The organism is Thalassotalea sp. G2M2-11 (genome assembly GCF_017168195.1).
Classification (GTDB): domain Bacteria; phylum Pseudomonadota; class Gammaproteobacteria; order Enterobacterales; family Alteromonadaceae; genus Thalassotalea_E.
Genome location: NZ_JADNYL010000002.1, coordinates 1,099,070 through 1,124,239 on the forward strand (window position 1 = coordinate 1,099,070; position 25,170 = coordinate 1,124,239).

The following is a 25,170-nucleotide window of genomic DNA, read 5'->3' on the forward strand; positions in this document are numbered from 1 at the left end:
GCTCATCAGTGCTATAACAATTGCATCACATCGATATAAGGAGTGACTCTGATGTCTTCAGATAATCAATTACATAAATATAGCCCTTCCTTACGCACATTACACTGGCTAATGTTCGTACTCATTGCACTCACTTTCATTTTTATTGAATTTCGTAGTTTATTTGATAAAGGTACCGATGAACGTGAACTGATGAAACTTATTCATTTTACCCTAGGATTTAGCGTATTCATCTTAATGCTGGTTCGTTTTATCGTGCGCTCACAAAGCACAAACAAAAAAGCAATATCTACCGTACACCCTAAAGTAGCAGCATATATTCACCTGGCTTTTTATGGTCTATTTTTACTGATGCCGATTTTGGGTTGGTTAACCCTAAATGCTGAAGGTAAAGATTTAGTCTTTTTAGGGCTAGAGTTGCCTGCGTTGATCAACCCAAATGAGTCATTGGCAGAGTTATTTGAAGAAACTCATGAAACTATTGGAAAAATACTTTACTTGCTCATTACGCTGCATGTACTTGGTGCCCTGTTCCATCACTTTGTTAAAAAAGACCAAACCATTAATAAAATGACCTCATAAAAAGAGCACAACCATTGTCGCTGTTGCAACTAGCTGCACAGCGACAAAGTTACTAAGCTGAAATAATTTCCCGCACTCCAGCCTCTAATATAGTTAAGCCTGCTTGCTTCCCATATTCAATAGATTGTTCCACTGGTAATTGCTCTAACCAGAATGATTTCAGCGCAATAAGTGCGCCGACTCGGTTCCCTGTCGCGCAATGGATCAAACAAGGCTCATTTGCCAGTAATATTTGTTGAAGTGACTGACAAGCATCCAAAGTACAATCATTAAGGCCAGCGACAGGAATGTGACAATAACTGAGCGACAATTGCTCGACAACTTCTTGTTCATTGAAATCATTAGCTTCAGTATGCGGACGCAAATTAACGACGGTTTTAACCCCTTTTTCCTTCAAAAGTTTTAAATCTGCAATACTGGGTTGACTGCCAACAATCAAGTGTTCATTAGGTAGCATCACATTCGTCATTTCTAATTGATTTAATAGCGAGCTTGGCATGAGTTCTCCTTCAATAGCCCTTATTTTATAAGCCACCTCATTATATTAACAAAACATAAATTAGCAATAAATAATATAGAAAATAAAAATTTCGCTATGGCACAATTACTGCTTAACACTAGTAACATTCTTTCTGTCAAAAATTTGAACTGCTGGAGATATCTATGGAACTTATACTATTTGCTATGATCAGCCTAGTTGTGATTGTTGCTTTGCTAGCCAGTCGATTAAATGATAATAGCTTTCCTTTTCCATTCGACAAAAAAGCGATGGTATTCACTCCTGCGGAGAAAAACTTTCAAAATCTACTTGAACAAGCAGTTGGAGAAAACTATCGCATCATTAATCGAGTGAAACTGTCTGACATTGTCACCGTTCGTAATGGAGTTTCAACACGAGCAAGTCAAACCGCCGTCAATAATGCAGATAATAAATATCTAGATTTTGTCATTTGCGAGAAACAAAACATGAAGTTACTAGGGGGAATTGACCTAGTCGACACCAACGGTAAAGGCTACAAAGTGAAAAAAGATTGGTTTGTCAGTGGCGCAATGGAGGCTGCAGGTATTCCTCACCTACGGATAAAAGTTAAAAACAACTACAGCATAGAAGAAATAAGAGCATGTATTAAAAATCGAATTATCGGCAATAACACCAAAGCAGAGCCTAAAATTAAAGGACGAGTAATACCAGCACCCTTAGTGAAAGCCAGACCAAAAAGTAAAAATCAACCGGCAGGTGTGATCAGTAGTGCAGCAGCCAAAGCATTACCAAATACTAAGGTGGCAGCAAGGCAAATTCCGCACCAGCAACCTCATGCTTTACCTCACTAAAGCAAAATCTTACATCCAGAGAAAGGGCTGATAAAAGCCCTTTTTATTGTTTATAGAACAACATTATTTTCAATGCGTTGTTTTTGCCTAAGATTGACACTCATTATTATCACAGTCAGAAAGAAATAATTTCAACAACTGCAAGTTATCACGTTATAATTTCCCCTATTCACAATGATAGAACAGTAGATTATGAAAGCAGGCATTATTGGCGCAATGGAGCCAGAAGTAGCGATTTTAAAAAAACAGCTTAGTGACTTATCAGTATCAGAAGTCGGCGGCTATACCTTTTACCAAGGTAAGTTAGCAGAGGTTGATGTCGTGATTGTACAATCAGGCATAGGCAAAGTAGCGGCAGCTTTAGCAACCGCTTTTCTGATTAAAGAATTTCAACCTGATTATGTTGTTAATACTGGCTCCGCCGGCGGTTTTGAGCAGTCGCTAAAAGTTGGAGATATAGTGATCAGCTCAGAAGTACGTTATCACGATGTCGATGTCACTGCCTTTGGTTATGAAATTGGCCAACTCCCCGCAAACCCAGCGGCGTACATGCCTCACCCTGAGCTTGTTAAAGCGGCACAAGCAGGTATTGCCCAATTAGAAGGCATTCAGACCTTAGTGGGACTCATTACCACAGGTGACACCTTTATGACCAAAGAAGAAGATATTGCCAAAGCTCGGGCTAACTTCCCAACGATGGCAGCCGTTGAAATGGAAGGAGCCGCCATTGCACAAACCTGTCACCAGCTGAAAGTACCATTTGTCGTCATCCGTTCAATGTCTGATATTGCAGGAAAAGAATCACCAACCTCATTTGAGGCATACTTGGAAACAGCCTCGGTTAATTCTTCCCAGCTAGTGTTAAACATGCTTGATGCTCTGAAAAACACTTCATCGCTCAGTTAGTTTGAATCGCTGATGGATTATTTGTTGCAACTACCCGATAGCGCGCAGCACATTGTCGTGTTGTTTGTGGTAGTTGTGATCAAGTTATTAGTGAGTCATCATTCCCAATATACCAGTAAGCACTTTTTCTATTTTTATTGTCAGCAACTTGCCAAAAAAGTAAACAAAGACAGCCATAGCATTAATCATAAAAAAGTAGCTGGAGCAATTGCTACTTTGATCACCTTATTACCAATTGTGGCAATAGTTTGGCTATTCGAAGCTTTTATTGCCGTACCTTTGCTTTGGGATGGTGTGTTATTATTTTTTGCTTTTGGGCCACTGATGCTTAACTCAGTAGCAAAAAAAGAGGCAGAATATTTATCACAGCAAAATAAATATCAGGCAAAACAACTACTCGCCCCTTACGTGTTAAGAGAGACAGAGCAAATGTCACCGCTAGGTTTAACCAAAGCGACGATTGAAATGCTATTATTACGTAAATTTCAGCAACAATTAATTGTTGGTTTTTTCTTCTTATTGCTTGGACCATTAATGGCATTGAGCTATCGCATGCTATTAGAAATGCACTATAGCTGGAATATTAAACGCACCACTTATACCTCATTTGGTCGCTTCGTTAATCAGTTGATCGCTGTGTTGCTATGGCTACCCAATCGAATATTTTTATTTGCCCTGATCCTCACCTCAATCAACCGTTCAACCATGCTGCACTGGCGCTTGGTTAAGCAGCACTTTTTCCGTCTAAACAACAATATTGTCATCGGATATTTTGCTTATTGTTTAGGTGTGCAATTGGGCGGTGTGGCAATATATGACCAAGAAAAACTTAGGCGCATTAACTTTAATACTCAAGCAAGACAACCAGAAGCCAAACACATAATATATGCCATTAAACAATTAAACTTATTGATGACACTCATACTCGGTGTAGTACTAAGTGTGTTTATTATAATTGCTATACTAGGGCCAGTTGAACTGCCTGTTTAAAGTTCTGGGCTCTCAAAATAAAAAACAATACAGGCACTTATTATTAACAATTAAGGATAGGTTATGAAATCATTACAATTCGTTATCTTAGTTTCTGCGCTATGTATTACAATGCTTTGCAATGCAGGACAAGAAGTTAAACAACTTTCACAAACACAAGTATTAAGCCTACTAAATGCGCCAAAAGCAGAGCCTTTTGTGATTTTAGATGTTCGTAGCCCTGAAGAGTTTGCTCAAGGACATATTAAAGGTGCCCTTAACATTAGTCATGATCAAATAGCGCAACAGTTAAATCAATTGGAGCAATATAAAGATACTATAGTCGTTGTACATTGCCGATCAGGACGTAGAGCTCAAGTAGCAGAGTCGGTGTTATTAGCTAATGGTTTTTCAAAGCTGCACCATTTAACGGGTGATTACAACGGCTGGGTCGCTGCGGACTTACCATTAGTTAAATAACGAAGAAAATAGCTTAGTTTCATGTTTGAACTACTGTATTGGCTCGATTTATTCGGGGTGATTGTCTTTGCCTTATCGGGTGCATTAATGGCAGGCCGTTATCAACTCGATCCCTTTGGTGTAGTAGTGCTTGCGGCGGTCACTGCAATAGGTGGTGGTACCATACGAGATGTAGTGTTAGATACTCAGGTATTCTGGGTTGCAAACCCTACCTATTTGTACGTGATATTGCTAACGGCTATGTTAACAATCATCTTTATCCGCCGTCCCAAGCGTATCCCCAAACGGTTTTTATTAATTGCCGATGCTTTTGGATTAGCCTTATTTGCCGTATTAGGCACACATAAATCGTTAAGTTTAGGGGCAACAACGTCTGTAGCGATCGTCATGGGCACCATATCTGGCGTTGCAGGAGGAATGATTCGCGATGTGTTATGTAATGTGATCCCGATGATCCTCAGGCAAGAAATCTACGCTTTGGCAGCCATGTTAGGTGGCTGCCTATTTGTTAGCTTTAGTTGGTTTGGCTTTAGTGAAAATAGCGCCATTATCTGCGCAATTTCAGGGGCGTTAGCTCTAAGGCTAGCAGCAATATATTGGCGAGTATCGCTGCCCGCTTTTCATATCGTTGACAAAGAAAAGTGACCGCTTACGCTTCTATCCCCCAACCGTCATTGTAACCATCAAATTTCGCAGCAATTTGTTCAAACTGCGCTTCTTGAGCAATAATGGCATCATAGTCAGGAATAATAGTGACAGTACAATCTAAATCCCAAACATTTGGAATTTCGTCAGGGTGAACCTCAACCATGATCTCTGGGGCTTTATCTCTTAAATAATCGGCCATAGCCTGAGCCTGAGCCTGTTGTTCGAATAATTGAAAAAATACAACTTTATGCGGCACGGTTAAATCGATACCAGCAGCTTGCATTTCAGCCAATACTTGGCCTGTATCATCGTTGGGAAAACTCATAAGTGTCCAATTGATTAGTGTCATTGATATTATAACGATATTTTCTTAATAAAAGTAATCGCTTTTTTATTCAATATGCCTATCGGCCAGTGTACACAAATTGTCATGACACCTTGCGATTGCACTGTCGAAAGTGGGTGGACAATCAATCGCCCGAGTTTTATCTGGCTCTGCTCGGGCAAGTTTTGCAGCACCAATAGTATTGATGGCAATAAGGCAGCTCAAATCAGCAAATTTTGCCTCAACCATCACACATTGCTCATCCATCACACACGTTAAGTTTTGCTTAATGATCGGTTTCAACGTCGATTGAACCTTGATTGGTAAAGTAAGGTGCGATGAGGCCATTTGAGTTACAGGCTCCTGAGGCTCTGAAAGTGATGTTCCGGCTTTAATGGCCGTCACTCGCTGCTCATTTTCATGCAACAAACTGCCTAGCCCTAACAAAATAATGGTAAAGCTAAACAGTACTAATACCGAGATGATTAACCACTTAATAACACTATACATTGCATACTCACAACGACGTTGTTTTAGGTAACGTACTTAACATCACTTCAATCGCTCGATAAATTTTTTCCTGTTGCTCAAAGCTATTATCGTCTTCAGAAAAGTTCAGCGGATAAACACTTCGCCAAATCGCGCGGTGATTTTCTTTATTGACTATATCTAATAATAAGCTCCCCGGACGCATGGCAAAGGTAACCTTGCCCTGCTCAGCAGTATTTTGGCTTAAGCAAGGTCGGCAATATTGCACACCTTTATTGTAACGATTTAGTTCACTCATCCGGTTGATTAAATGGTAACTGATCAATACATCTGCCTGCGCACTACTTTGATATTGAAGTCCCTGCGCATCTAATACTTGTTCAATGGCCAGTTCAATACTATTACGGGTCGTGTCGCTGATATTTTGATAGTCAGAAAAATGAGAATTACGCGCGAAAGTGCTATAACTTGCTACCGTCGAAAAGTCATAATAGGCACTGAACTTAGCGTGTGTCGCCCGCTGTGATGAGCAGGCAATCATAGTCAAACAGAGCGATGTAAAAACAAAGACTTTTAATAGAGACATAGACACTTAATATTTTAGCTACTGAGTTATTAGCCTACCGCAGAGCGTTAAAATATCAAGCGAAACTCAAGGTTACATCAATACCGATAAATCAACTTGCTCAAAACTTAGTACCTGACCACCAAATTCTTGCGCAAATTGCTGAGCATCCACTTTTTTGGCAAAGCTCGCTAAGGTAGCCCCCATCGCGCCCGTTTTATTTGAACCTGCGACAAACCAAGCCGTTCTCGCATCAATAAAATAACTATCATTAGGCTCATCCCAAGGAGACTTACTCATATCGTGAACGTAGATTGTTGTGACATTGCGTTTATTTTCCGGATCAAGGTAGAAGCTGAACATATCTCGTGTCGAACAGAACTTGTGGACTTTGCTACTTTCTTGTTGATTGACACCGTTTTTGTAAAGCTCGGCTTTTGGACCTGAAAAATTCGCCACCAACATACCGCATAAATGACACTCATCAGATGTTTCAATTGCCACGGCAGGCAGCACAGTTTGATGATTCTCTTCTTGCTTTGAACAGGCTGAAATAAACAGTAACGTAATGGCGAGTAGTATAGATAATTGTTTCATTAGAGTTTTTTCTTCTTAAAAATAAAAGTAGCACCAACCAATGGTAGAATAACCCAGGTCAATAGTAGTGAAAATAATTGCCCTTGTGACAAGCTTGATTGAATGGCAATCGCTAATGCACCATTAACATCACTGCTATCAAGGCCAGCCAAATTAACTAAGCGAAAAATATCGGAAGGATTTAGCATCATCAATTGGGTTAACCCTTGTTGGCTCACTCCTTGTTCAACGCCCACCAACAATGCCAGTAGTGCTAAATCAAACACTAAGGCAAATAAAAACCAAGTGATCAGCGCTAAACCTGCCGCTTTAGATTTTTCGGTCACCGATAAACTAATGAGATAGGCAATCGCGGTAAAGCTTAATCCTAACATCACAGCGCTTAAGATAAAGGTAGAAAAAATACTAAATACCGCGCTATCATCCATTTGCCAATACAAGACAACCGCTGAGCTGCCAAAACCAACTAGCGTTGCCAGTGCAATAATGCCCCCTTGACCGACAAACTTGCCCAGTAACAGTTGTGTTTTACTTAAGGGATAGGTTAACAATAGTAACAAGGTGCCACTTTCTTGCTCGCCAACAAAGCTGTCATAACTAAGTAATAAAGCAATAAGAGGGATTAAAAATACCGCCAAACTCGCTAAACTCGCAACAGTGGTAGAGAGTGAGGCCACCCCTACCACGCCTGATGCTGCCGCGCCAAAGTAAGTTAAACCAATGGATAACACAGCAAAAATCAAGGTGATTGAAAGCAACCAACTATTACGGAGTCCATCGTGAAATTCTTTGCTTGCTACCGCTAATATTGCTTTCATGACTGACCCTCTTCGAGCTGTAACTGTTGGCCTTGCTCAGCCTGATGTTGTGTTAAATAGTATTGATAAACTTGTTCAAGGTTTGCCGGTTCAACATCGACATTCAGTAAAGCTTCGTAAGCAAGCAACTGGCGTAGTGTTGTCAGTTTATTGGCTTCAGGGACAAATAACGTATCACTGTCTGGGTGATGATTAAGATATTGCAATAAATGACTATCTTGGCGCAATGCACCATTTAAACCATATGGCGTAATACGGGTAGGTAAATTCGCTTGCTTTCTAAGTTGCGCTAACGAACCTGATGCCAACATATTACCAGACGATAAAATCATTGCACGATCAATATGTTGCTCAACTCCAGGTAACACATGAGAACATAAAATGACACTGGTTCCCTGACTTTTCAATTGATCAACGGTTTGATAAAACTCCGCCGTGGCAATCGGATCTAAGCCAACGGTAGGTTCATCGAGTAATAACAGTTTAGGTTGACCAATAAAAGCTTGTGCTAAACCTAAGCGCTGACGCATACCTTTTGAATATGTCTTCACTTGGCGTTTCATCGCATGTGCAACTCCTACTTGCTCAAGTAAGCCTATGGCATGCTTTTTATCAAAGCCCTTTAGACGAGCGAAGTAAGTCAGTACTTCTAGACCGGTGAGTTGTTCATAAAAACTGACATTTTCAGGTAAATAACCCACTTGTGCTCGCATGTGCCAAGCGGCTTTAGAATCAGGACGACAGCCCATCACTTGGACTTGGCCATGACTCGGTGATATCACCCCCAAAATCAGCTTCATCATAGTGGTTTTGCCTGCGCCATTATGACCAAACAAGCCAAGTACTTCGCCTTCATTTAAATGCATTGATAAGGTATTCAATGCCGTTAATTTAGGGTAATGCTTTCCAACATCCGTTAATTGAACAAGCGGAGCGGTTTTCACAGGATCTGACATATTTTTACCTCAATGCTCAATCTTTTGTATGGCGCCAACTAAAGTCTCATCCTTTGATGTGTTATTTATCACCTCATTGATATTCATTTTTTGGTGAGGTGAACGCATCAAAGGAAAGCTGTCTTTCACGCCAGGCGGCTTTAACACGGGAAATTGACGTTGCACCCAACGCAAAATAATCACTGCGGGGCTATCCATCAACATTTTCATTTCTGGGTATTGCCACACTAATTTGTCAATACCATCATTGGGTTCAAAGATAACATCACCGATATCATCACTATTCATATCCCAACCAAGGTAATTACTCCAAAAATTGCCTTGCTGCTGATAACTCCACTCTTGCTTCTTATTGGAAACATACTTCACTTGTAGTGGGTTATTAATAAAACTATTGCCAAAAATTTTCACTTTTTCAGAACCCGCAGTCAGATGAATACCTATCTCTGCCGTATCCACTAAGTTATGGCTAATGGTGTTGTAACCTGAGTTATAGACAAACAACCCTTTACCATCTCGTCCTAATACCTTGTGCTCTGGTTTGGTCCAGACATCTTTCACATAGTTGTGCGAGATAGTGGATTGCGTAATATAGTTAAGTAAAAAGCCATAGTCTTCACTTTGAAATGACTTGTTATGTGCTATTTTTAATCGGCGAGAACTCATCATGGCATAACCAGCGCGGGTGTTATACGCCAAGTTATTGAGGATTGAGTTGTCATAAGAATACATGTAGTGAATGCCATAACGAAGGTCGTGCATGGTGTTTTTTTCAATGGTATTGTTTTGACTGGCCTGCACATAAATACCATCCCTTACTTTACTGGTTTCATTTTCAGCGATGATACTTTCTTTCACACTAGCCAATTGAATACCATTGCCTCTGTCTGCAGAACGCAACGCGGTGTTACCTTGAATGGTATTACCAATCACTTTTGCCCGTGTTGCTTTTTGTAACCAGATGCCAAAGCCATCACCTTTAAGTTGATTGTGAGAAATCACAATATTGCTGGCCTGATTATCTGAATAAATTCCCGCGTTCTGCTCGGTCAGGTCATCTCCCCAATTAATAATACGTAAATTTTTAATCGTAATATCAGAGTTTTGTAATAGCAGCGCATGTCCCTGCCCCTGCGCATCGATCACTGCGCCAGCTTTCCCCGTTAACTGAATGCTATGTTTAATCACAAAGTTGCCACGATAAGTCCCTTTGTTAAGCACGATTTCATCGCCATTACTCGCGTTATCAAGCACTTGCTGTAAATTTTCTGTTGGCAAAACATTCACTTGCGCGGCATTGGCACAAAGTGAATTAACCAAAAGTACGAACAAACTTATTAAACAGTAATGTTGAATTTTTGTCGCAACAGTCACAAAAACATTCCTTCTTAAAAATGTGACATAAATCATATCAGAGCATGCTAGGGTAGCATTTGATCTTGGTTAAATAATCATGACTAAAAAAATAATTTTCGCCTATTAGGACTAATACCAAGTGAATTTAGTATTTGATCATTCAGCGAGAGTTAAACTCGCCCTAGTATTAAAGAGTTCAATACGATTCAAACATAAAAAAGGGGCTATTACAGCCCCTATTTATTCAGTGTCAGTATTGAAACTTATGCTTCAACCAGCATACGACCACGCATTTCCATGTGTAGCGCATGACAGAACCAGTTACAGTAGTACCATTGTACCCCTGGTTTATCTGCAGTAAAGGTGATAGATGCAGTCGCTTGTGGACCAATCTCCATTTGAACACCATGATTAGTCATACAGAAACCATGAGTTACGTCTTCAACTTGGTCTAAGTTGGTGACAATAACTGTTACTTCGTTACCTAATTTCACCTTGAACTCATTCATTCCGTAATTAGGAGCTACCGATGTCATATAAACACGCACTTTGTTACCGTCACGAATGACCTTGTTATCCGTCATTGGATTAACACCATCACGTTTTGCCTGTGCTAATGTTTCCGCAAAAATAGGATCATCACGTGTCCACAGCTTGTTAGGCTTCATTTTGCTGCGATGTACGATCATACAGTCATGTGGTTCCGCATAAGTTGGACCATCATGAACAAGTTTCATTTCATCACCAGAAATATCAATCAACTGATCATTTTCAGGGCGTAATGGACCAACTGGCAAGAATCTATCTTTAGAGAATTTACATAAAGAAATTAACCATTTACCATCTGCATCACGGGTTTCACCTTGTGATGTATGGTTATGACCTGGTTGATAATGAACATCAAGTTTTTGGCGAATATAATTCACTTTCTTGCCGTTATGCGCAGCAATTGCATCTTCGACATTCCACTTAGCAATTTGGCTATCAAGGAATAACGTCGTATAAGCATTACCCTTGTTATCAAATGCAGTATGAAGTGGACCTAAACCTAATTCAGGTTCTGCAACAATCGCATCACGCGGCTTAATTTTGTTCGCAAATAATGCATCTAGTTTATCAATCGCAATAACAGATACTGTTGGTGATAACTTACCGTTAGCAACAAAGTACTTACCATTAGGTGAAGTGTTCATACCATGCGGTGACTTAGGTACAGGAATATAACGCGTTAAGTCAGAGCCCTTACGACCATCAAGTACAGGAATATCATTACCATTGTATGTTTTGAATTTGCCAGCTTTTACTGCGGCTTCACACGCTGCTAAACTGAAAACAACCACGTGGTCACGTTCAGAGGCAATCATCTCCCCTAAATTCATACCCATTTCAGAGTTATAACAAGTAGAAGCAAAATACTTACCGTCATAATCAGCATCAGTATTATCTAAGTTACCATCAACCATGACTTGGAAAGCAACTTCCATCGTTTCAGCGTCAATGACATTAAACAATGAACGATAAGTGCTGACATCTTCTAAACTCGCCTTACCATCGTTGTTCATCGGAATTTCAAATTCACCGTTACAAATCACATACTTAGTGTATGGTACTTTTTGTACACGTAAACCATGGATCGCTTGTACGTTAGGCACGGTTAGCATTTTGTCACACTTCATCACGTCACAACGAATACGTGCAACACGAGTATTGGCTTTATCGTTGATAAAAACGTATTTACCATTATAGCTACCATCAGTCATACTCATATGCGGATGATGTGAGTCACCTGCTAACAAGTGAGCGCTGTCACCTTTGATACGTTTACTTTCTTCTGTTAAGCCCCAACCTGTCGCACTATCAGTATTAAATACAGGAATACGCATTAATTCACGCATCGATGGGATACCCATAATACGAACTTCACCCGAGTGACCGCCACTCCAAAAACCATAATATTCATCCAAGTCGCCTGGATGAACAAATGGACTATTACCCGCTTCTTTAGCACGTGCTTGTGCCATTGAAGAGAACATTGCGGCAGTCATAGGAGCAGCAACTGCACCTGCACCTAATAACGCGGTTTTACCAAAAAATTTACGTCTATCTTCATTTTCTAGCTCTACGTTATTAGAGCCGTTTTTGTCGTTACTCATACTCTTCTCCACTTTTGTACATTCTTTTCTCTATTAATAAACTTTATCTACTAGCCAACATTGACTGCAGGGATCTCATTTTCTTTATTTTGCTCAGCAAATCGATTTTTCTTACGCGCTAACTTTTTCAATGGCGGACATTTTTCGTCATTGAAATAGGTGATTTGACAATCTAAACAGTAATGACACTCTCGCATATTGATCGTGCCATCGGGGTGAATGGCTTGAATTTCACATTCTTTTGCACAGGTTTTACAAGGCTGACCACATTCTGGACGACGCTTAAGCCAATTAAATAAACGCACATTGTTGCCAGTAGAAAGTGCTGCTCCGAGCGGACACAAATAGCGACAAAAGAACTTACGGTTAAACAAATTAATAAAGAGTAATAACAAGGCCCAAAGAACAAATGGCCATTCACGATCAAACTTCAATAAAAAGGTAGTTTTAAACGGCTCTATTTCAGCAAACTGTTCTGCGGTCGCTAATGAGTCTAACGACAGCCCAAATAAACCAAGTAAAATTAAATATTTAAGTGCCCATAAACGCTCATGCACAGCAAATGGCGGCTCTATCTGCGGTAACTTGATATAACGAGCAAAGACATTAAGTAGCTCTTGCAATGCGCCAAATGGACAAAGCCAACCGCAGTAAACAGCACGACCCCATAGAATAATCGTCACCGCTGCAGCACACCAAAGCATAAAGATCACCGGATCTAATAAAAACAAATCCCATGAGAATTCAGACATAAACGCCTGCAAAAAGGTGAAAACATTTACCACAGATAGCTGACCGCCCCAGACCCAGCCGATGAATACGACGGTAACAATCAAAAAGCCATGACGGAAATTATGTAAAAAGGTTGGATGCTTAACTAAAATATCTTGGAAGAACAGGGTTGCTAATAAAATTACCATTAAGGCAATAAGTACCATCACTTCAATATTTTTCTCTTGCCATACTTGTTGAACCAAGGTTAATTCAGGCTCTGGCATAATCACTGGCGGACGATCAACGTATTGTTCTAACGTATGATAATCCCCTTTAAAACTAGTAAAAATACTATCAACCGCACCAATTTGACGGCGCACTAATAATTCCAGTTGCCAATCGACACCAGGGTTAAACTCATGATGCTCCCGAATAATAAAAATTGACATTTCTTTAAATTCAGGCGCACCATCAATGTATATATCTGTGATTCTGTGATGATCTAAGTCTCTAAATGAAATTGCTTCATCTTTTTGGAGAATTTGAACTCGATCAAATATTCCACCTCGAACATAGCCCGAACCTTTATAGGAATAACCATTGCCCATTAAACCTATCGCATGCTCTCCAGGTTTTAATGTATTGAGCAACCATTGGTATTCAGCTTCACCTAATAAATTTTTGCCTACATTAGGTAAATTAAGTTGGGTATAATAGATGTCAGCAAACATGTCTTTTTTCTGTTCAGGTGCCGCTTGATCAATATGCTCAGCTTCAGTACCGATAAAGGCGTCATCGACGGCTTTTCGATCTAAATACAGTTTACGAATAGAGCCATCACCCACTAACGTTTGCCAGTCAGCTTTTTGAAAAACATCTGGGTAGATTGTTGCCATTGGCTGAATGATTTCTTGTTTGGCACTAATAATACCGAGTGAGCGAGCCACTTTGGTCGCAGACTTCACAATAGCGACATTCATCACCATTACGGTAACTGTTGCACCTGATAAACCGTCGATATGGATTGTACCACCTTGAGTGTTACCCCCCACCTTCAAACGATCTTTAACTGATAACCCTGGGTACTGATCAGCAAAATCATACAATTTCGTTTCTGGTATACCTGCCAGTATAATTGGCTCATGGTGCTCTAATACTTTCGCTCCCAGATAAACACCCTTTGGATCAATCGCCACCAACATATTAACGGGCTCACCCGAGTAGGCGGGGATTTTGGCAATGTCATTTGTTTCAAAGGCATAACCAATGATTTCATCACCTTTATAAATGGTCCAAGTTAATGGATCTCCTTGTTTTTCACTTATTTTTGTCAGCTCTGGAAATATTTCATGGATCAGTGGGATAGGATCTTTAGGTGGACTAACGAATAGTGCATGTGCTGGTAATAACACAGACAGCAAAAGACCTAACACAACTAAGCTGCGTACGATCAGATGTTGGCTTTTTAACAATTTTCTATTCATATTCTTGATGACTGTCCTTCGCATACAAAACAGATAAAACTGCGACAATATGTCGCACATACTACGCTTGAATAGCGAAGGCGAAATGATCCAGATCAAAAGAATTGCAGATAGGATTTGGGGAGTTATAGTGAGACGATTTAGATCAAACTAATCAATTTAACCTTATAGTTTATATGGATTTATAAGGCAATTTAGCGAATGGTGATATCAGGAGAAGAGTCAATAACACCATCGGCACTAATCGCGGTAATGCTGTCATCTTGCATCATAATAGCTAAATTTCCCGCAGCATAATGGCGAATAAATGCTAATTCATAACCATACTTAGACAAGCTGCTCGCAGAAAACTTTTGCGCTAACGTTAATTCAGACCACAAGGCTTGATAGTCGGCTTGTATACTCCGCCTTTCAATCAGTGGATCTCTACTTTGTTTAGACTCCATCAACTTGCTCCAATAATTAATTCACCGTAAATAATCAACATAAAAGCCAAGCATATAACATTCCACTTATTTTATTAAATTAAGAATCAAATTGTTAATGCATTGTTTTAATAATCAAATAATTAAAGTGTAAAAAATACTGACAAAAACTAACGATAATACAAACTGAGGTCTCTTTATGACAAAAAAAAGCCAATCACTATGGATTGGCTTACATTGCTAAAATTTCTTATTACTTAACAAGCACTTTAGCAAACTTTCGTTTACCTACTTGATAAACCGCTTCACTATCTTTGCTGATAATCAACTTATTATCCGTTACTTTTTCACCGTCTATCTTTGCTGCGCCTTGTTTGATCATGCGCATCGCTTCAGATGTACTTGCCACTAGCCCGGCTTCTTTCAACAAATTAGCAATGGCAATTTCACCCGTATCAGTTTCAATAGTTAATTCCGGCATATCATCAGGTACGGCACCTTTTTGAAAGCGATTAACAAACTCCTGATGGGCAGCCTCTGCTGCATTTTCATCATGAAAACGAGCAATTAATTCTTTTGCTAAATCAATTTTAATATCACGCGGATTTGCCCCTTGAGTGACCCGATCTTTATACGCTTGAATTTCACTAAGCGGTTTAAAGCTCAATAATTCAAAATAACGCCACATCAAATCATCAGAAATTGACATTATTTTACCGAACATCTCATTAGGTGAGTCTGTGATCCCAATGTAGTTATTTAAAGATTTCGACATTTTTTGTACACCGTCTAAACCTTCAAGTAATGGCATCATCAAAACCGTTTGAGGACGCTGACCTTCAGACTTTTGTAATTCACGTCCCATGAGCAAGTTGAACTTTTGATCCGTTCCACCTAACTCAACATCTGATTCTAAAGCAACAGAGTCCCAGCCTTGTACCAGCGGATACATAAACTCATGAATGGCAATAGATTGACCACTTGCATAACGCTTCTTAAAGTCGTCTCGTTCCATCATTCGAGCCACAGTTTGACGAGAGGCTAGCTTTAACATACCGGCCGCGCCTAACTTATCCATCCAGGTAGAATTAAATTCAACCCGGGTTTTCTCTGGATCTAATATTTTGAACACTTGCTCTTTATAAGTTTGCGCATTCGCCAGCACATCTTCTTGCGTTAACGGTTTGCGCGTAACATTCTTACCCGTTGGATCACCAATCATGCCGGTAAAGTCGCCAATAAGGAAAATCACTTCATGGCCAAGTTGTTGAAACTGGCGTAATTTATTAATCAATACCGTATGACCAAGATGTAAATCTGGTGCTGTTGGATCAAAGCCTGCTTTTATTTTGAGAGGTTTACCTTGCTTTAACTTTTCTAATAATTCATCTTCCAGCAAGATTTCATCACTACCGCGTTTTAATTCGGCAAACGCTTGGCTGACATCTGACATCGGTTTGGCTCCAACTTCATCATTAATATTTACAATTTAAGTGGCGAATTCTACTGCAATTTTCGACCTAGGGGAAAGCCAAAGATTGTTTACTTGCATATTATTTTGTTATAGTGGACGATAATTGTCGTATTAAAAACAGGCTCACAGGTACTAATTCTTTGAAAAGCATTAAAAATTTCTATCACGAATTACCGAAACAGCATAGAATATTTATCTCAGTTCTTGGCTTAACATTACTGTTACTGCTTTTATTACCCTCAGAAAAAGCAACGGCTAGCCGCCAAACCGAACAATCTTCGCTTGAAGTAGGCAAGCGTTATCAATTATCTGTACCTGAAACAACACCTGTATCAACATCACAATCAAGCGGCGAAGCTGATGAGCCCGCTAAACCTCAACTAACTTGGCAAACAGCAAAAGTTAAAAAAGGTGACTCTTTAGCAAAAATTTTTAAACGTTTGGGCTACAGCGCTCAAACAACCTATAAAGTCAGTAAAGCAGAAGGTGAGCATAGCCAATTACTTAAAAAGTTAAATGTGGGTGACACCCTACGTATTGCCAAAAACTCACAAGGACAATTAGCCACGCTTGAATATCCGCTTTCCAAAATTGAGACCTTATATGTCAGCTTAGATGGTGACAAATACCAATCTAAAAAAGAAACAAAAAACGTAGAAGTGCGTGAAACAATTGCTCATGGGGTGATCAAGTCAAACTTCTGGCATGCGGGTATTAGTGCCGGTTTAGACGATGGTCAAATCATCAACCTCGCTAACATTTTTGGCTGGGATATCGACTTTGCCCTCGACATACGCAAAGGTGACAGTTTTCATGTGGTTTATGAAAATAAATATGTCGATGGTGAATTTATCGGTACAGGTAAAATACTGGCAGCTGAATTTATTAACCAAGACGAGCCATTCCAAGCTATTCGCTTTTCTGACGGTGAATATTATACGCCCGACGGTAAAAGTATGAGAAAGGCTTTTTTACGTGCACCAGTGAACTTTAGGTATATCAGCTCTAATTTTAAGCCGAAACGTTTTCACCCAATACAAAAACGTTGGAAAGCTCACCGAGGTACCGACTATCGCGCTAGCAAAGGCACGCCAGTGGTGGCATCAGGTAATGGTAGAGTCACACATTCAACCTATAATAAATACAACGGCAACTATGTCTTTATTCAGCACGGTAATGGTATCGTGACTAAGTATTTACACTTTTCAAAGCGTGCCGTTAAAAAAGGGCAGCGAGTAAAACAGGGCCAAGTGATTGGTTATGTCGGCTCAACAGGCTTATCTCAAGCGCCACATTTACATTACGAGTTTTTGCTTAATGGGGTACATAGAAACCCAAGAACGGTGAAACTCCCTGATGCTAAACCAATTGCTAAAAAATACCGACAAGCATTTGCAAAAATTGCTGAGCAACGATTAGGTGATTTAGCAGGCTCGCGCTTAGCATTAAATTCGTTGCAACAAGACAACATTCAAGCCCCCTAATGAACCCGGCAAAATATTATATTGGCATCATGTCCGGCACCAGTGCTGATGGGGTAGATTTGGCACTGGTTGACTTTTCTAACCATGAAGTTTCGCTCATTGATCATCACTATCAGGCTTATCACGATGAATTAGCCCATGATATTACTTCACTGTATTCAACAGGTGATAATGAAATTGAGCGTATGGGTGCTTTATCAGTCGAATTAGCGCTGTTTTTTTCTCAAGCAGTAAATCAATTACTGACAAACAATCATTTAACTTCAAGCGATATCATTGCCATTGGTAATCACGGACAAACAATTCGCCATCGGCCACCACAGGCAGACAAGCAATACCCTTTCACCTTACAGATTGCCTGTCATCAAACACTTGCCTGTTTAACAGGGATCCGTACTATCGGAGATTTTAGAACAAAAGACATTGCCTTAGGTGGTCAAGGTGCCCCCTTGGTACCAGCATTTCATCGTTATTTATTTGCAAAGCAACAGCAAGATGTCTTTATCGCCAACTTGGGTGGTATCGCTAATATTACCTTTTTACCGCAAGATAGAGACCAAGCAGTAATTGGCTTTGATACAGGTCCTGCCAATGCTTTACTCGATTTATGGTGCTTAAAACATACCGGTAATCGAGTAGACAATAATGGCGATTGGGCCGCACAAGGACAGGTTAGCAACGCCTTATTGGATGATTTATTGAGCGATCCTTACTTCGCCCTCGCTCCACCTAAAAGTACCGGCAGAGAGTATTTTACTTATCAATGGCTCGAGCAATATCTGAGCCATTACGATATTAGTGCCGTAGATGTCCAAGCAACATTAAGTGCCCTAACCGCACAATCTTTGTCGATGGCGATCAAACAATTATCCCCGAAAAGTTTCGTATATTTATGCGGTGGTGGAATACACAATAAACATTGTTATAAGCAAATAAAACAATACCTTAGTGAACACTCTGTACAAACAATTAATACGTTAAATCTGAATAATAACGCCTTTGAAGCAATGGCGTTTGCTTGGCTAGCATTCGCATATGACAAAAAAATCTATGGCAACATCCCAACTGTGACGGGGGCTCAGTGTGAAACAATCTTAGGGGTCGCATTTAATCCCTAACAGGCTATAGATCTACCGAGACGGCTCTTTATAATATCATGTTCGCGTTCAAATAATAGACATCAACAGACTAGATATTGAACTATTCGAATAATAAAACATCTAACACCTGTGCTGTATGTTTCAACATTTGGCATTGTGAGGAGGAATTATGGAATTTAATGATATTCATATTGGTATGAAGTGCGGCAGCAAAAAAGGCAGTGGCACTGTGACATGGGTTGATGGGTCAACTCGCACAATCTATATGTCAAATTCAACCAACAATAATTGTTTTGAAGTTAACTTTGAAGAAATTATTGAAGATCCTCAAGTTCATAATAGAGAAGACACATACTATTAACGCCTAAGATCATAGTAATACCCCACCAGCCCCTCTCCTTTATCCGTGAGGGGCTTTTTATTACATATCACCTACGATAGGTTATAATTACTTTATATAGTTTCAGAACAATAGCGGCTCACGGTACTACTTCTTATGCTATGTAGTCATATCACAATGTTTAAAACAGTTTACCACTGGCTAAGATCAGGCTGCTTGCTTGCCACACTTTTATCACACCAAGCATTAGCAAACACCCACACGGAGCTATTTCTGGTAACTGAGCATTTACCACCATACCAAGTAGTAAATGAGAACCACCAAATATCAGGCTTTGCCGTTGATATCGTGCGCGAAGTCATTAACAGAACGGGCTATGAGTATCAACTTCATGCTTACTCTTGGTTACGCTCGTATAATTTAACCCTACAAAAGCCTAATCATTGTATTTTCTCTATCGCACGCATCCCAATTAGAGAAGAGCACTTTAAGTGGATAGGACAGATAACAGAAACCAATAACGCGGTTCTTTGGGGGTTAAAAAAACCAAACGCCCCTAAAATTACCGATATTAACCAAGCAAAAAACTACATTACAGCGGTCAATAAAAATGATGTGACCCATCTAGGTTTACTCAAACATGGTTTTATGGAAAACAAACACCTGTACGTGCTTGAGCACACCAAATCATTGATTAATTTACTGTCAACCCGCCCTGAAATTGACTTTATTGTCGCGGATGATATTACCATAGGCTATCGAGCAAAGCTGGCAGGCGTCGATATAGATGCTCTTGAGCGTGTCTATGAAATGAAAGACTTGCCATTGAATTTCTATCTAGCCTGTAATAAACAGACTGAGTCATCAGTGGTAAACACCCTAAAAAAATCATTACAAAGTGTTCATAATGATGGCTTTTATCAACAAACATTATCGCAATGGCAAGATAAGATGGTTAATGCAAAATCACCTGAGATATCGAACAATTAAAATCGCCCCGATTGATAATCAGCAAATGCTTGATTAATTTGTTCTCGAGTGTTCATCACAAAAGGTCCACCGCGTGCTACAGCTTCATTTAATGGCTGACCTGCGATCAACAAGAAACGGCTTGGTTGTAGCGCCTTTACTTTGACATGCTCACCATTAGTTAACACTATCAGCTGCCCCGGTTCGCCCGATACAGCTTGCGATTCGATTTGCTCACCAATGGCGATCTTACCTTCAATCAAATAAATAAATGCATTATGGTTATCACTCAATTGTTCATCTAAGCAACTGTGTTGTGGTAACTGCACATCCCAGTATGTTGGCAAGACAAATTTATTAGCAATAACACCTGTTGTTCCTTGCTGAGTCTGCCCCGCAATCACTTTAATTTTCACGCCATCTTGGTGTTGCTCAACCGGTATCTGTTCATTTTTAAGTTCTTGATATTTAGGTGGCGTCATTTTTTCACTGGCGGGTAAGTTAACCCATAATTGAAAACCTGCCAGCAAGCCATTTTCTTGCTCAGGCATTTCTGAGTGAATCACTCCTTTTCCAGCGCTCATCCACTGTATATCACCGCTTTCAATCACCCCTTCATTGCCAAGGTTATCTCGATGACGCATTTTACCAGCAAGCATATAAGTGACTGTTTCAAAACCGCGATGTGGGTGCTCAGGGAAGCCACCGATATAATCTTGTGGCTGATCTGAGCTAAAAGCATCCAGCATTAAAAATGGATCTAACATTTCTAAATAGGGTGTACCGATCAAACGCTTTAATTGCACACCATCACCATCTGAAACAGCTAAACCATTAATGACTTGTTTGACTTCTCTTATTTGAGCCATGTTGTTCTCCCACTATAATGAAAGTGCTAATACATCATCTAGTTCGGTATCTGATGCATCAGCTAAATTAATTGTAGCTGCATCTACCACGGTAACATCCGTGATCCCAATAAAACCCATCACTTGTTTCAGGTAGTTGGTCGCAAAATCAAGCTCACTGCCAATAGGTACACCGCCTGAAGCCATTACCAGATATACTTTTTTGTCTGCTAGTAAGCCTACAGGGCCTTGGTCAGTATATTTAAATGTCAACTTGGCGCGAGCAATCAAATCAACCCAGGCTTTAAGTACCGCAGGAATACTGAAATTATAAATCGGTGAAGCAATCACAATATGTTTAGCTTGTTGTAACTCCCCCACTAACTTGTCTGAGAATGCCAATGTTTCTTTATGATGAACTTCTCGTTCTTCAGGGGCGGTAAAATTGGCATTCACCCATTGCTCATCAATAAATGGTAAACCGCTGGCCAAATCACGTTCCACAACATCAATCGAAGCTTCTTGTTGCACAAGCTTATCAACGACATATGCCGAAACTTTGCGTGTAATTGACTCTTGTTGGCGACTACTAGAATTAATATGTAATACTGTTGGATTTTTCATCAGGTTTCCTCCTCTATAACGATGACTTATCTTGTGGCATACCATTGTCAACTGACACATAGCCTGCACCGTTGGCGACTAGAAAGATAAAGCCGCCCGCAATGGCAATATTTTTCATAAAAAGAATAGACTGCATTTGGTCTGTAAAGTCGAAATGAAAAATCAACGCTGAGACAATGCTAAAGCCAGCTAATAGAAATGCCGTAATACGTGTCTTGAAACCGATAATAATGGCGATTGCACCTGCTATTTCTAGTAAAATAACCAAAGGCAATAGTTGTCCAGGTACGCCCATTGCTTCCATATAACCAGCAGTACCTTGGTAACTTGATATTTTACTGATACCTGCCATTAGGAACATTACACTAATTAAGATCCGACCAACTAAGTTGCCGTAGTTTTCAATAGTTTTCATGTTTATCTCCAAATAAATAAATGAATGTTGTTTACATACCTCCAGTTTATCGTTATAAAAAAAACAATAAACAGTAAAAAAATAAACACATTGTTCTCTTTACAAGAACAAAAGAAGGTTCTATGAATCCCTACGAAGATATGCAGACATTTATTCGCATTGTTGAAGCTGGCAGTATCACCAAAGCGGCAGAGCAAATGAATACCGTGAAATCTGCGATTAGCAGGCGACTGACAGAGCTTGAAAAACGGTTAGGCGTATCATTAATTACTCGTACTACCCGTAGCCAAACCTTAACGGCATCAGGCCAAAGTTACTATCAACAATGTTTACGACTGACGGATGATTTATTAGAAATTGAAGCCAACATTCGCAGTGAACACCGCGCACTATCAGGCAGAATAAAAATTGCAGCCCCTTTAACCTTTGGCATACGCCACTTGAGCCAAGCATTGAGAACCTTTAACGATATTCACCCAGACGTATCATTTGATATTGACTTTAACGATCGAAAAGTGGATTTGATCCAAGAAGGTTTTGATATGGCGATCCGCATTGCCAAATTACAAGATTCCAGCTTAATTGCGAAACCGCTTTTTCAATCGCAAGCAATATTATGTGCAAGCCCGAGTTACTTAAAACAGTACGGTACACCAGAAAAGCCTGAGGACTTACTAACAGGGCATGTGCGAGTACATTATACTGGCGGTAAAAATACTTGGTCGTTTCTATCAAGCACAGGAAAACAAATGACTTGCGAGTTACCTAGCGTAATCAACGCCAACAATGGCGATTTTTTATGTCAATCAGCCATTGATGGCAAAGGCTTACTCTATTCCCCTGATTTTATTTGCTATAAAGCACTTCGCCAAAAACAGCTTATACCGCTACTACGTGATTATTGGTGTAACAATACCATTGATGGCTACGCTATCTACCCACAAACCAGGCACTTATCACAACGCGTCAGAAGTTTAGTCGACTATCTAAGTCAATACTTTGGTAAATCACCTTATTGGTCTTTAGAATAAACTAAAAAAGCCGCTTAATAGCGGCTTTCTAGTGAATTTTTCAACATTTATCTTTTTGTCTTTGGTTAGAACGGAATATCGTCATCAAAGTCAATCGTTGGCTCTTGTGGATTTACTTTAGGCGCTTGTTGTTGACCTGACTGCTGATAACCACTTTGCTGTTGACCACCTTGTTGATAGCCACCTTGCGATTGTTGCGGTTTATTATATTGTTGCTGCGGTGCTGGCGCCTGCTGATAAGCCGCTTGTTGCTGAGGTGCTGCTTGTTGGAAGCCACCTTGCTGCTGTGCCACAGGCTGCTGAAAGCCACTCGGTTGTTGTGGAGCTGACTGTTGGAAACCGCCACTTTGTCCACGAGAATCTAACATTTGCATTTCATTGGCAACAATTTCGGTGGTATATTGATCAACACCTTGCTGATTTTGCCATTTACGCGTTTGTAAACGTCCTTCTAAATAAACTTTCGAACCTTTTTTTAAGTACTCGCCCGCTATTTCAGCTAAACGTTGATAAATAACAATTCGGTGCCATTCCGTTTTCTCTTTCTGTTCACCCGTTTGCTTATCTTTCCATGTTTCAGAAGTTGCCACGGTAAAGTTTGCAACCGCGCTACCATTAGGCATAAAACGCACTTCTGGATCTTGCCCTAAATTTCCAACAATAATGACTTTATTTACACCACGACTGGCCATGAGTTTTTCCTACTTCGGTTGACAATAGTTAATAAACCATTGACTGATAAGCATTAATTAAATCACCTTGATTAACACTTACCCAATTTTAACAGTTAAGAGATCCATTCTAACACTGCTCTTTCTAATACGATAGAGCCAATTTTATTTCTTTAAATAATCTGTCATTTTCTCGACAATAGATGGTGGAATTTTCACTGTTTTTTGTGTTTGATAATCAAAGTGTACCATCACCGCCGTACCCGACGCACAACATTTGTCTTGCTGCCAAAGCTCTTGATAAACATCAAATGATGAACTACCAATACGGCCGATATAGGTGCGCACTTCCATCGGTTGTTGATAATACATTTGCCCATGAAAAGTGACATCGATTTTTGCCAATATCAATTTCCATTGCTGTAAATCTAGATCAGGGGTAAACCACTTAAAAACTTCATCCCTTGCTCCTTCAAACCAAACAGGCACCATAGTATTATTAATATGACCTAAGCCGTCTGTATCGCTAAAACGTGGCTTAAATGTTTCTGAAAAGTATCTATCTGACATCGGTTTTCTCATATATTCATCGCTATAAAACCCAGGCATTGTAGTGTATTCTTTAGCAGTAAATCACTAAAAATAATTATTTATGACCGACTTTATTGAAATATATCCCAACGCACTTTCGGCTGAATTTTGCCAACAATTTATTACCGCCTTTGAGCAAAGCCCACATAAAAATGAAGGACGCACAGGTGGTGGTGTCGATACCAATAAAAAACTGAGCCAAGATATTTACTTAAATGAACACAAAGAATTTCAACAAGCGCTAAATACCATCACACAAGCATGTACCGCTAATATTGTCGATTATATGACTAAATATTATTTTAGTGTGATCAGTTCGATCTCTTTAACACTCAAGCATCCCAAAACGCAAGAGCCTGTCTTGCTCACTCAAGATAATTTTGAGGAAGTAGGAAAACCAAATATCTTTAACTTAATTAAATACTTGTTTCGTATTGCACCAATCAACGCGCAGAAGTATCAACAAGGTAAAGGCAATTACCAATATTGGCATTCAGAAATTTTCCCTCAAATGGGTCATAATGATGCCTTACACCGAGTATTACTGTTTTTAATTTATTTGAACGATGTTGAACAAGGAGGAGAAACCGACTTTTATTATCAGAATAAAAGCATTAAACCAAAAGCAGGCTCAATGATCATTGCCCCTTGTGGTTTTACCCACACCCACAGAGGTAATATTCCGCGCTCGAATGATAAATACGTATTAACTTCCTGGGTTTCATATAACCCGGCTCAACAAATTTATACGCCAACCTGATCAGTTAATCAGCCCTCGTCAGGAGGGCTTAATACCAAGTGAATTAAGTATTTGATCATTCACC

29 protein-coding genes are annotated in these 25,170 nt (G+C 39.8%); 12 read left to right on the forward strand and 17 right to left on the reverse strand.

The window, feature by feature from the left end; all coding sequences use genetic code 11:
• Window positions 1–51: 51 nt before the first annotated feature.
• Window positions 52–582: a cytochrome b gene (locus tag IV514_RS10790; RefSeq protein ID WP_206485221.1), complete on the forward strand. Its 531-nt coding sequence runs from the start codon at window positions 52–54 to the stop codon at window positions 580–582.
• Window positions 583–634: 52 nt separating this feature from the next.
• Here the strand turns inward: IV514_RS10790 and IV514_RS10795 are convergent, their stop codons facing one another.
• Entirely contained in the window at window positions 635–1,081 is a 447-nt protein-coding gene (locus IV514_RS10795; RefSeq protein ID WP_206485222.1) for a sulfur transferase domain-containing protein, read from the reverse strand.
• Window positions 1,082–1,245: 164 nt separating this feature from the next.
• Between IV514_RS10795 and IV514_RS10800 the strand changes: the two genes are divergently transcribed.
• The 5 genes from IV514_RS10800 (at window position 1,246) to IV514_RS10820 (ending at window position 4,914) form a co-directional block, all read left to right on the forward strand.
• On the forward strand, window positions 1,246–1,914 hold the full coding sequence (locus tag IV514_RS10800) for a DUF2726 domain-containing protein (protein WP_206485223.1): 669 nt from the start codon (window positions 1,246–1,248) through the stop codon (window positions 1,912–1,914).
• 192 nt (window positions 1,915–2,106) lie between these two features.
• Window positions 2,107–2,820 (forward strand): 5'-methylthioadenosine/S-adenosylhomocysteine nucleosidase, encoded by a 714-nt coding sequence (gene mtnN, locus IV514_RS10805; protein WP_206485224.1) that lies wholly within the window; start codon window positions 2,107–2,109, stop codon window positions 2,818–2,820.
• Window positions 2,821–2,832: 12 nt separating this feature from the next.
• Window positions 2,833–3,810 (forward strand): cobalamin biosynthesis protein, encoded by a 978-nt coding sequence (locus IV514_RS10810; protein ID WP_206485225.1) that lies wholly within the window; start codon window positions 2,833–2,835, stop codon window positions 3,808–3,810.
• 63 nt (window positions 3,811–3,873) lie between these two features.
• Complete coding sequence (locus IV514_RS10815; RefSeq protein WP_206485226.1) at window positions 3,874–4,269, forward strand: rhodanese-like domain-containing protein; 396 nt, start codon at window positions 3,874–3,876, stop codon at window positions 4,267–4,269.
• Between the two features lie 21 nt (window positions 4,270–4,290).
• On the forward strand, window positions 4,291–4,914 hold the full coding sequence (locus IV514_RS10820) for a trimeric intracellular cation channel family protein (RefSeq protein WP_206485227.1): 624 nt from the start codon (window positions 4,291–4,293) through the stop codon (window positions 4,912–4,914).
• Between the two features lie 4 nt (window positions 4,915–4,918).
• On the opposite strand, the gene IV514_RS10825 is transcribed toward IV514_RS10820, so the two are convergent.
• From IV514_RS10825 to tyrS, 11 genes are all read right to left on the reverse strand, one after another.
• Window positions 4,919–5,242, reverse strand: a complete 324-nt coding sequence (locus tag IV514_RS10825) for a ribonuclease E inhibitor RraB (protein ID WP_206485228.1) — start codon at window positions 5,240–5,242, stop codon at window positions 4,919–4,921.
• A 66-nt stretch (window positions 5,243–5,308) separates the two neighbouring features.
• Window positions 5,309–5,752: a hypothetical protein gene (locus IV514_RS10830; protein ID WP_206485229.1), complete on the reverse strand. Its 444-nt coding sequence runs from the start codon at window positions 5,750–5,752 to the stop codon at window positions 5,309–5,311.
• 7 nt (window positions 5,753–5,759) lie between these two features.
• Entirely contained in the window at window positions 5,760–6,317 is a 558-nt protein-coding gene (locus IV514_RS10835; protein WP_206485230.1) for a DUF4136 domain-containing protein, read from the reverse strand.
• Between the two features lie 72 nt (window positions 6,318–6,389).
• Window positions 6,390–6,893, reverse strand: a complete 504-nt coding sequence (locus IV514_RS10840) for a nitrous oxide reductase accessory protein NosL (protein WP_206485231.1) — start codon at window positions 6,891–6,893, stop codon at window positions 6,390–6,392.
• On the reverse strand, window positions 6,893–7,711 hold the full coding sequence (locus IV514_RS10845) for an ABC transporter permease subunit (protein WP_206485232.1): 819 nt from the start codon (window positions 7,709–7,711) through the stop codon (window positions 6,893–6,895). Before IV514_RS10845 ends, IV514_RS10840 begins: the two co-directional genes overlap by 1 nt.
• Window positions 7,708–8,667, reverse strand: coding sequence for an ABC transporter ATP-binding protein (locus IV514_RS10850; protein ID WP_206485233.1), 960 nt, complete (start codon window positions 8,665–8,667; stop codon window positions 7,708–7,710). The genes IV514_RS10845 and IV514_RS10850 overlap by 4 nt, the downstream gene beginning before the upstream one ends.
• Window positions 8,668–8,676: 9 nt before the next feature.
• Window positions 8,677–9,999: a nitrous oxide reductase family maturation protein NosD gene (locus IV514_RS10855; RefSeq protein WP_241242337.1), complete on the reverse strand. Its 1,323-nt coding sequence runs from the start codon at window positions 9,997–9,999 to the stop codon at window positions 8,677–8,679.
• Window positions 10,000–10,286: 287 nt separating this feature from the next.
• On the reverse strand, window positions 10,287–12,176 hold the full coding sequence (gene nosZ, locus IV514_RS10860; protein ID WP_206485235.1) for a TAT-dependent nitrous-oxide reductase: 1,890 nt from the start codon (window positions 12,174–12,176) through the stop codon (window positions 10,287–10,289).
• 50 nt (window positions 12,177–12,226) lie between these two features.
• On the reverse strand, window positions 12,227–14,374 hold the full coding sequence (locus IV514_RS10865) for a NosR/NirI family protein (protein WP_206485236.1): 2,148 nt from the start codon (window positions 14,372–14,374) through the stop codon (window positions 12,227–12,229).
• 194 nt (window positions 14,375–14,568) lie between these two features.
• Window positions 14,569–14,820, reverse strand: coding sequence for a hypothetical protein (locus IV514_RS10870; RefSeq protein WP_241242286.1), 252 nt, complete (start codon window positions 14,818–14,820; stop codon window positions 14,569–14,571).
• A gap of 232 nt (window positions 14,821–15,052) precedes the next feature.
• Complete coding sequence (gene tyrS, locus IV514_RS10875; RefSeq protein ID WP_206485237.1) at window positions 15,053–16,252, reverse strand: tyrosine--tRNA ligase; 1,200 nt, start codon at window positions 16,250–16,252, stop codon at window positions 15,053–15,055.
• A 161-nt stretch (window positions 16,253–16,413) separates the two neighbouring features.
• On the opposite strand from tyrS, the gene IV514_RS10880 reads away from it, so the two are divergent.
• The 4 genes from IV514_RS10880 to IV514_RS10895 all read left to right on the forward strand — a co-directional run bounded on the left by IV514_RS10880 (window position 16,414) and on the right by IV514_RS10895 (window position 20,187).
• Complete coding sequence (locus IV514_RS10880; RefSeq protein WP_241242287.1) at window positions 16,414–17,757, forward strand: peptidoglycan DD-metalloendopeptidase family protein; 1,344 nt, start codon at window positions 16,414–16,416, stop codon at window positions 17,755–17,757.
• Window positions 17,757–18,875, forward strand: a complete 1,119-nt coding sequence (locus IV514_RS10885) for an anhydro-N-acetylmuramic acid kinase (protein WP_206485238.1) — start codon at window positions 17,757–17,759, stop codon at window positions 18,873–18,875. The genes IV514_RS10880 and IV514_RS10885 overlap by 1 nt, the downstream gene beginning before the upstream one ends.
• Before the next feature lie 151 nt (window positions 18,876–19,026).
• Entirely contained in the window at window positions 19,027–19,218 is a 192-nt protein-coding gene (locus IV514_RS10890) for a hypothetical protein (RefSeq protein ID WP_206485239.1), read from the forward strand.
• A 156-nt stretch (window positions 19,219–19,374) separates the two neighbouring features.
• The gene (locus IV514_RS10895) at window positions 19,375–20,187 is read left to right on the forward strand and encodes a transporter substrate-binding domain-containing protein (RefSeq protein WP_206485240.1); all 813 of its coding nucleotides are present in this window, start codon (window positions 19,375–19,377) and stop codon (window positions 20,185–20,187) included.
• On the opposite strand, the gene IV514_RS10900 is transcribed toward IV514_RS10895, so the two are convergent.
• From IV514_RS10900 to IV514_RS10910, 3 genes are read right to left on the reverse strand one after another with little or no spacing between them, the layout of a single operon-like run.
• Window positions 20,184–21,035, reverse strand: a complete 852-nt coding sequence (locus IV514_RS10900) for a pirin family protein (protein ID WP_206485241.1) — start codon at window positions 21,033–21,035, stop codon at window positions 20,184–20,186. The two genes, IV514_RS10895 and IV514_RS10900, sit on opposite strands and share 4 nt — an antisense overlap.
• Window positions 21,036–21,047: 12 nt before the next feature.
• Window positions 21,048–21,638 carry an NAD(P)H-dependent oxidoreductase gene (locus IV514_RS10905; RefSeq protein ID WP_206485242.1) on the reverse strand — a complete coding sequence of 197 codons (591 nt, stop codon included), beginning with the start codon at window positions 21,636–21,638 and terminating at the stop codon, window positions 21,048–21,050.
• A 13-nt stretch (window positions 21,639–21,651) separates the two neighbouring features.
• Complete coding sequence (locus IV514_RS10910; RefSeq protein WP_206485243.1) at window positions 21,652–22,053, reverse strand: DoxX family protein; 402 nt, start codon at window positions 22,051–22,053, stop codon at window positions 21,652–21,654.
• Between the two features lie 122 nt (window positions 22,054–22,175).
• Here IV514_RS10910 and IV514_RS10915 point away from each other — a divergent pair, with 122 nt between their 5' ends.
• Window positions 22,176–23,084 (forward strand): LysR family transcriptional regulator, encoded by a 909-nt coding sequence (locus IV514_RS10915; RefSeq protein ID WP_206485244.1) that lies wholly within the window; start codon window positions 22,176–22,178, stop codon window positions 23,082–23,084.
• A 65-nt stretch (window positions 23,085–23,149) separates the two neighbouring features.
• Here IV514_RS10915 and ssb read toward each other — a convergent pair whose 3' ends face one another.
• Both ssb and IV514_RS10925 read right to left on the reverse strand, forming a co-directional pair.
• Window positions 23,150–23,776 (reverse strand): single-stranded DNA-binding protein, encoded by a 627-nt coding sequence (gene ssb / locus IV514_RS10920; protein ID WP_206485245.1) that lies wholly within the window; start codon window positions 23,774–23,776, stop codon window positions 23,150–23,152.
• Window positions 23,777–23,920: 144 nt separating this feature from the next.
• Window positions 23,921–24,325 carry a thioesterase family protein gene (locus IV514_RS10925; protein ID WP_206485246.1) on the reverse strand — a complete coding sequence of 135 codons (405 nt, stop codon included), beginning with the start codon at window positions 24,323–24,325 and terminating at the stop codon, window positions 23,921–23,923.
• A gap of 82 nt (window positions 24,326–24,407) precedes the next feature.
• Here IV514_RS10925 and IV514_RS10930 point away from each other — a divergent pair, with 82 nt between their 5' ends.
• Complete coding sequence (locus IV514_RS10930; RefSeq protein WP_206485247.1) at window positions 24,408–25,106, forward strand: 2OG-Fe(II) oxygenase; 699 nt, start codon at window positions 24,408–24,410, stop codon at window positions 25,104–25,106.
• The last annotated feature ends 64 nt before the right edge of the window (window positions 25,107–25,170 follow it).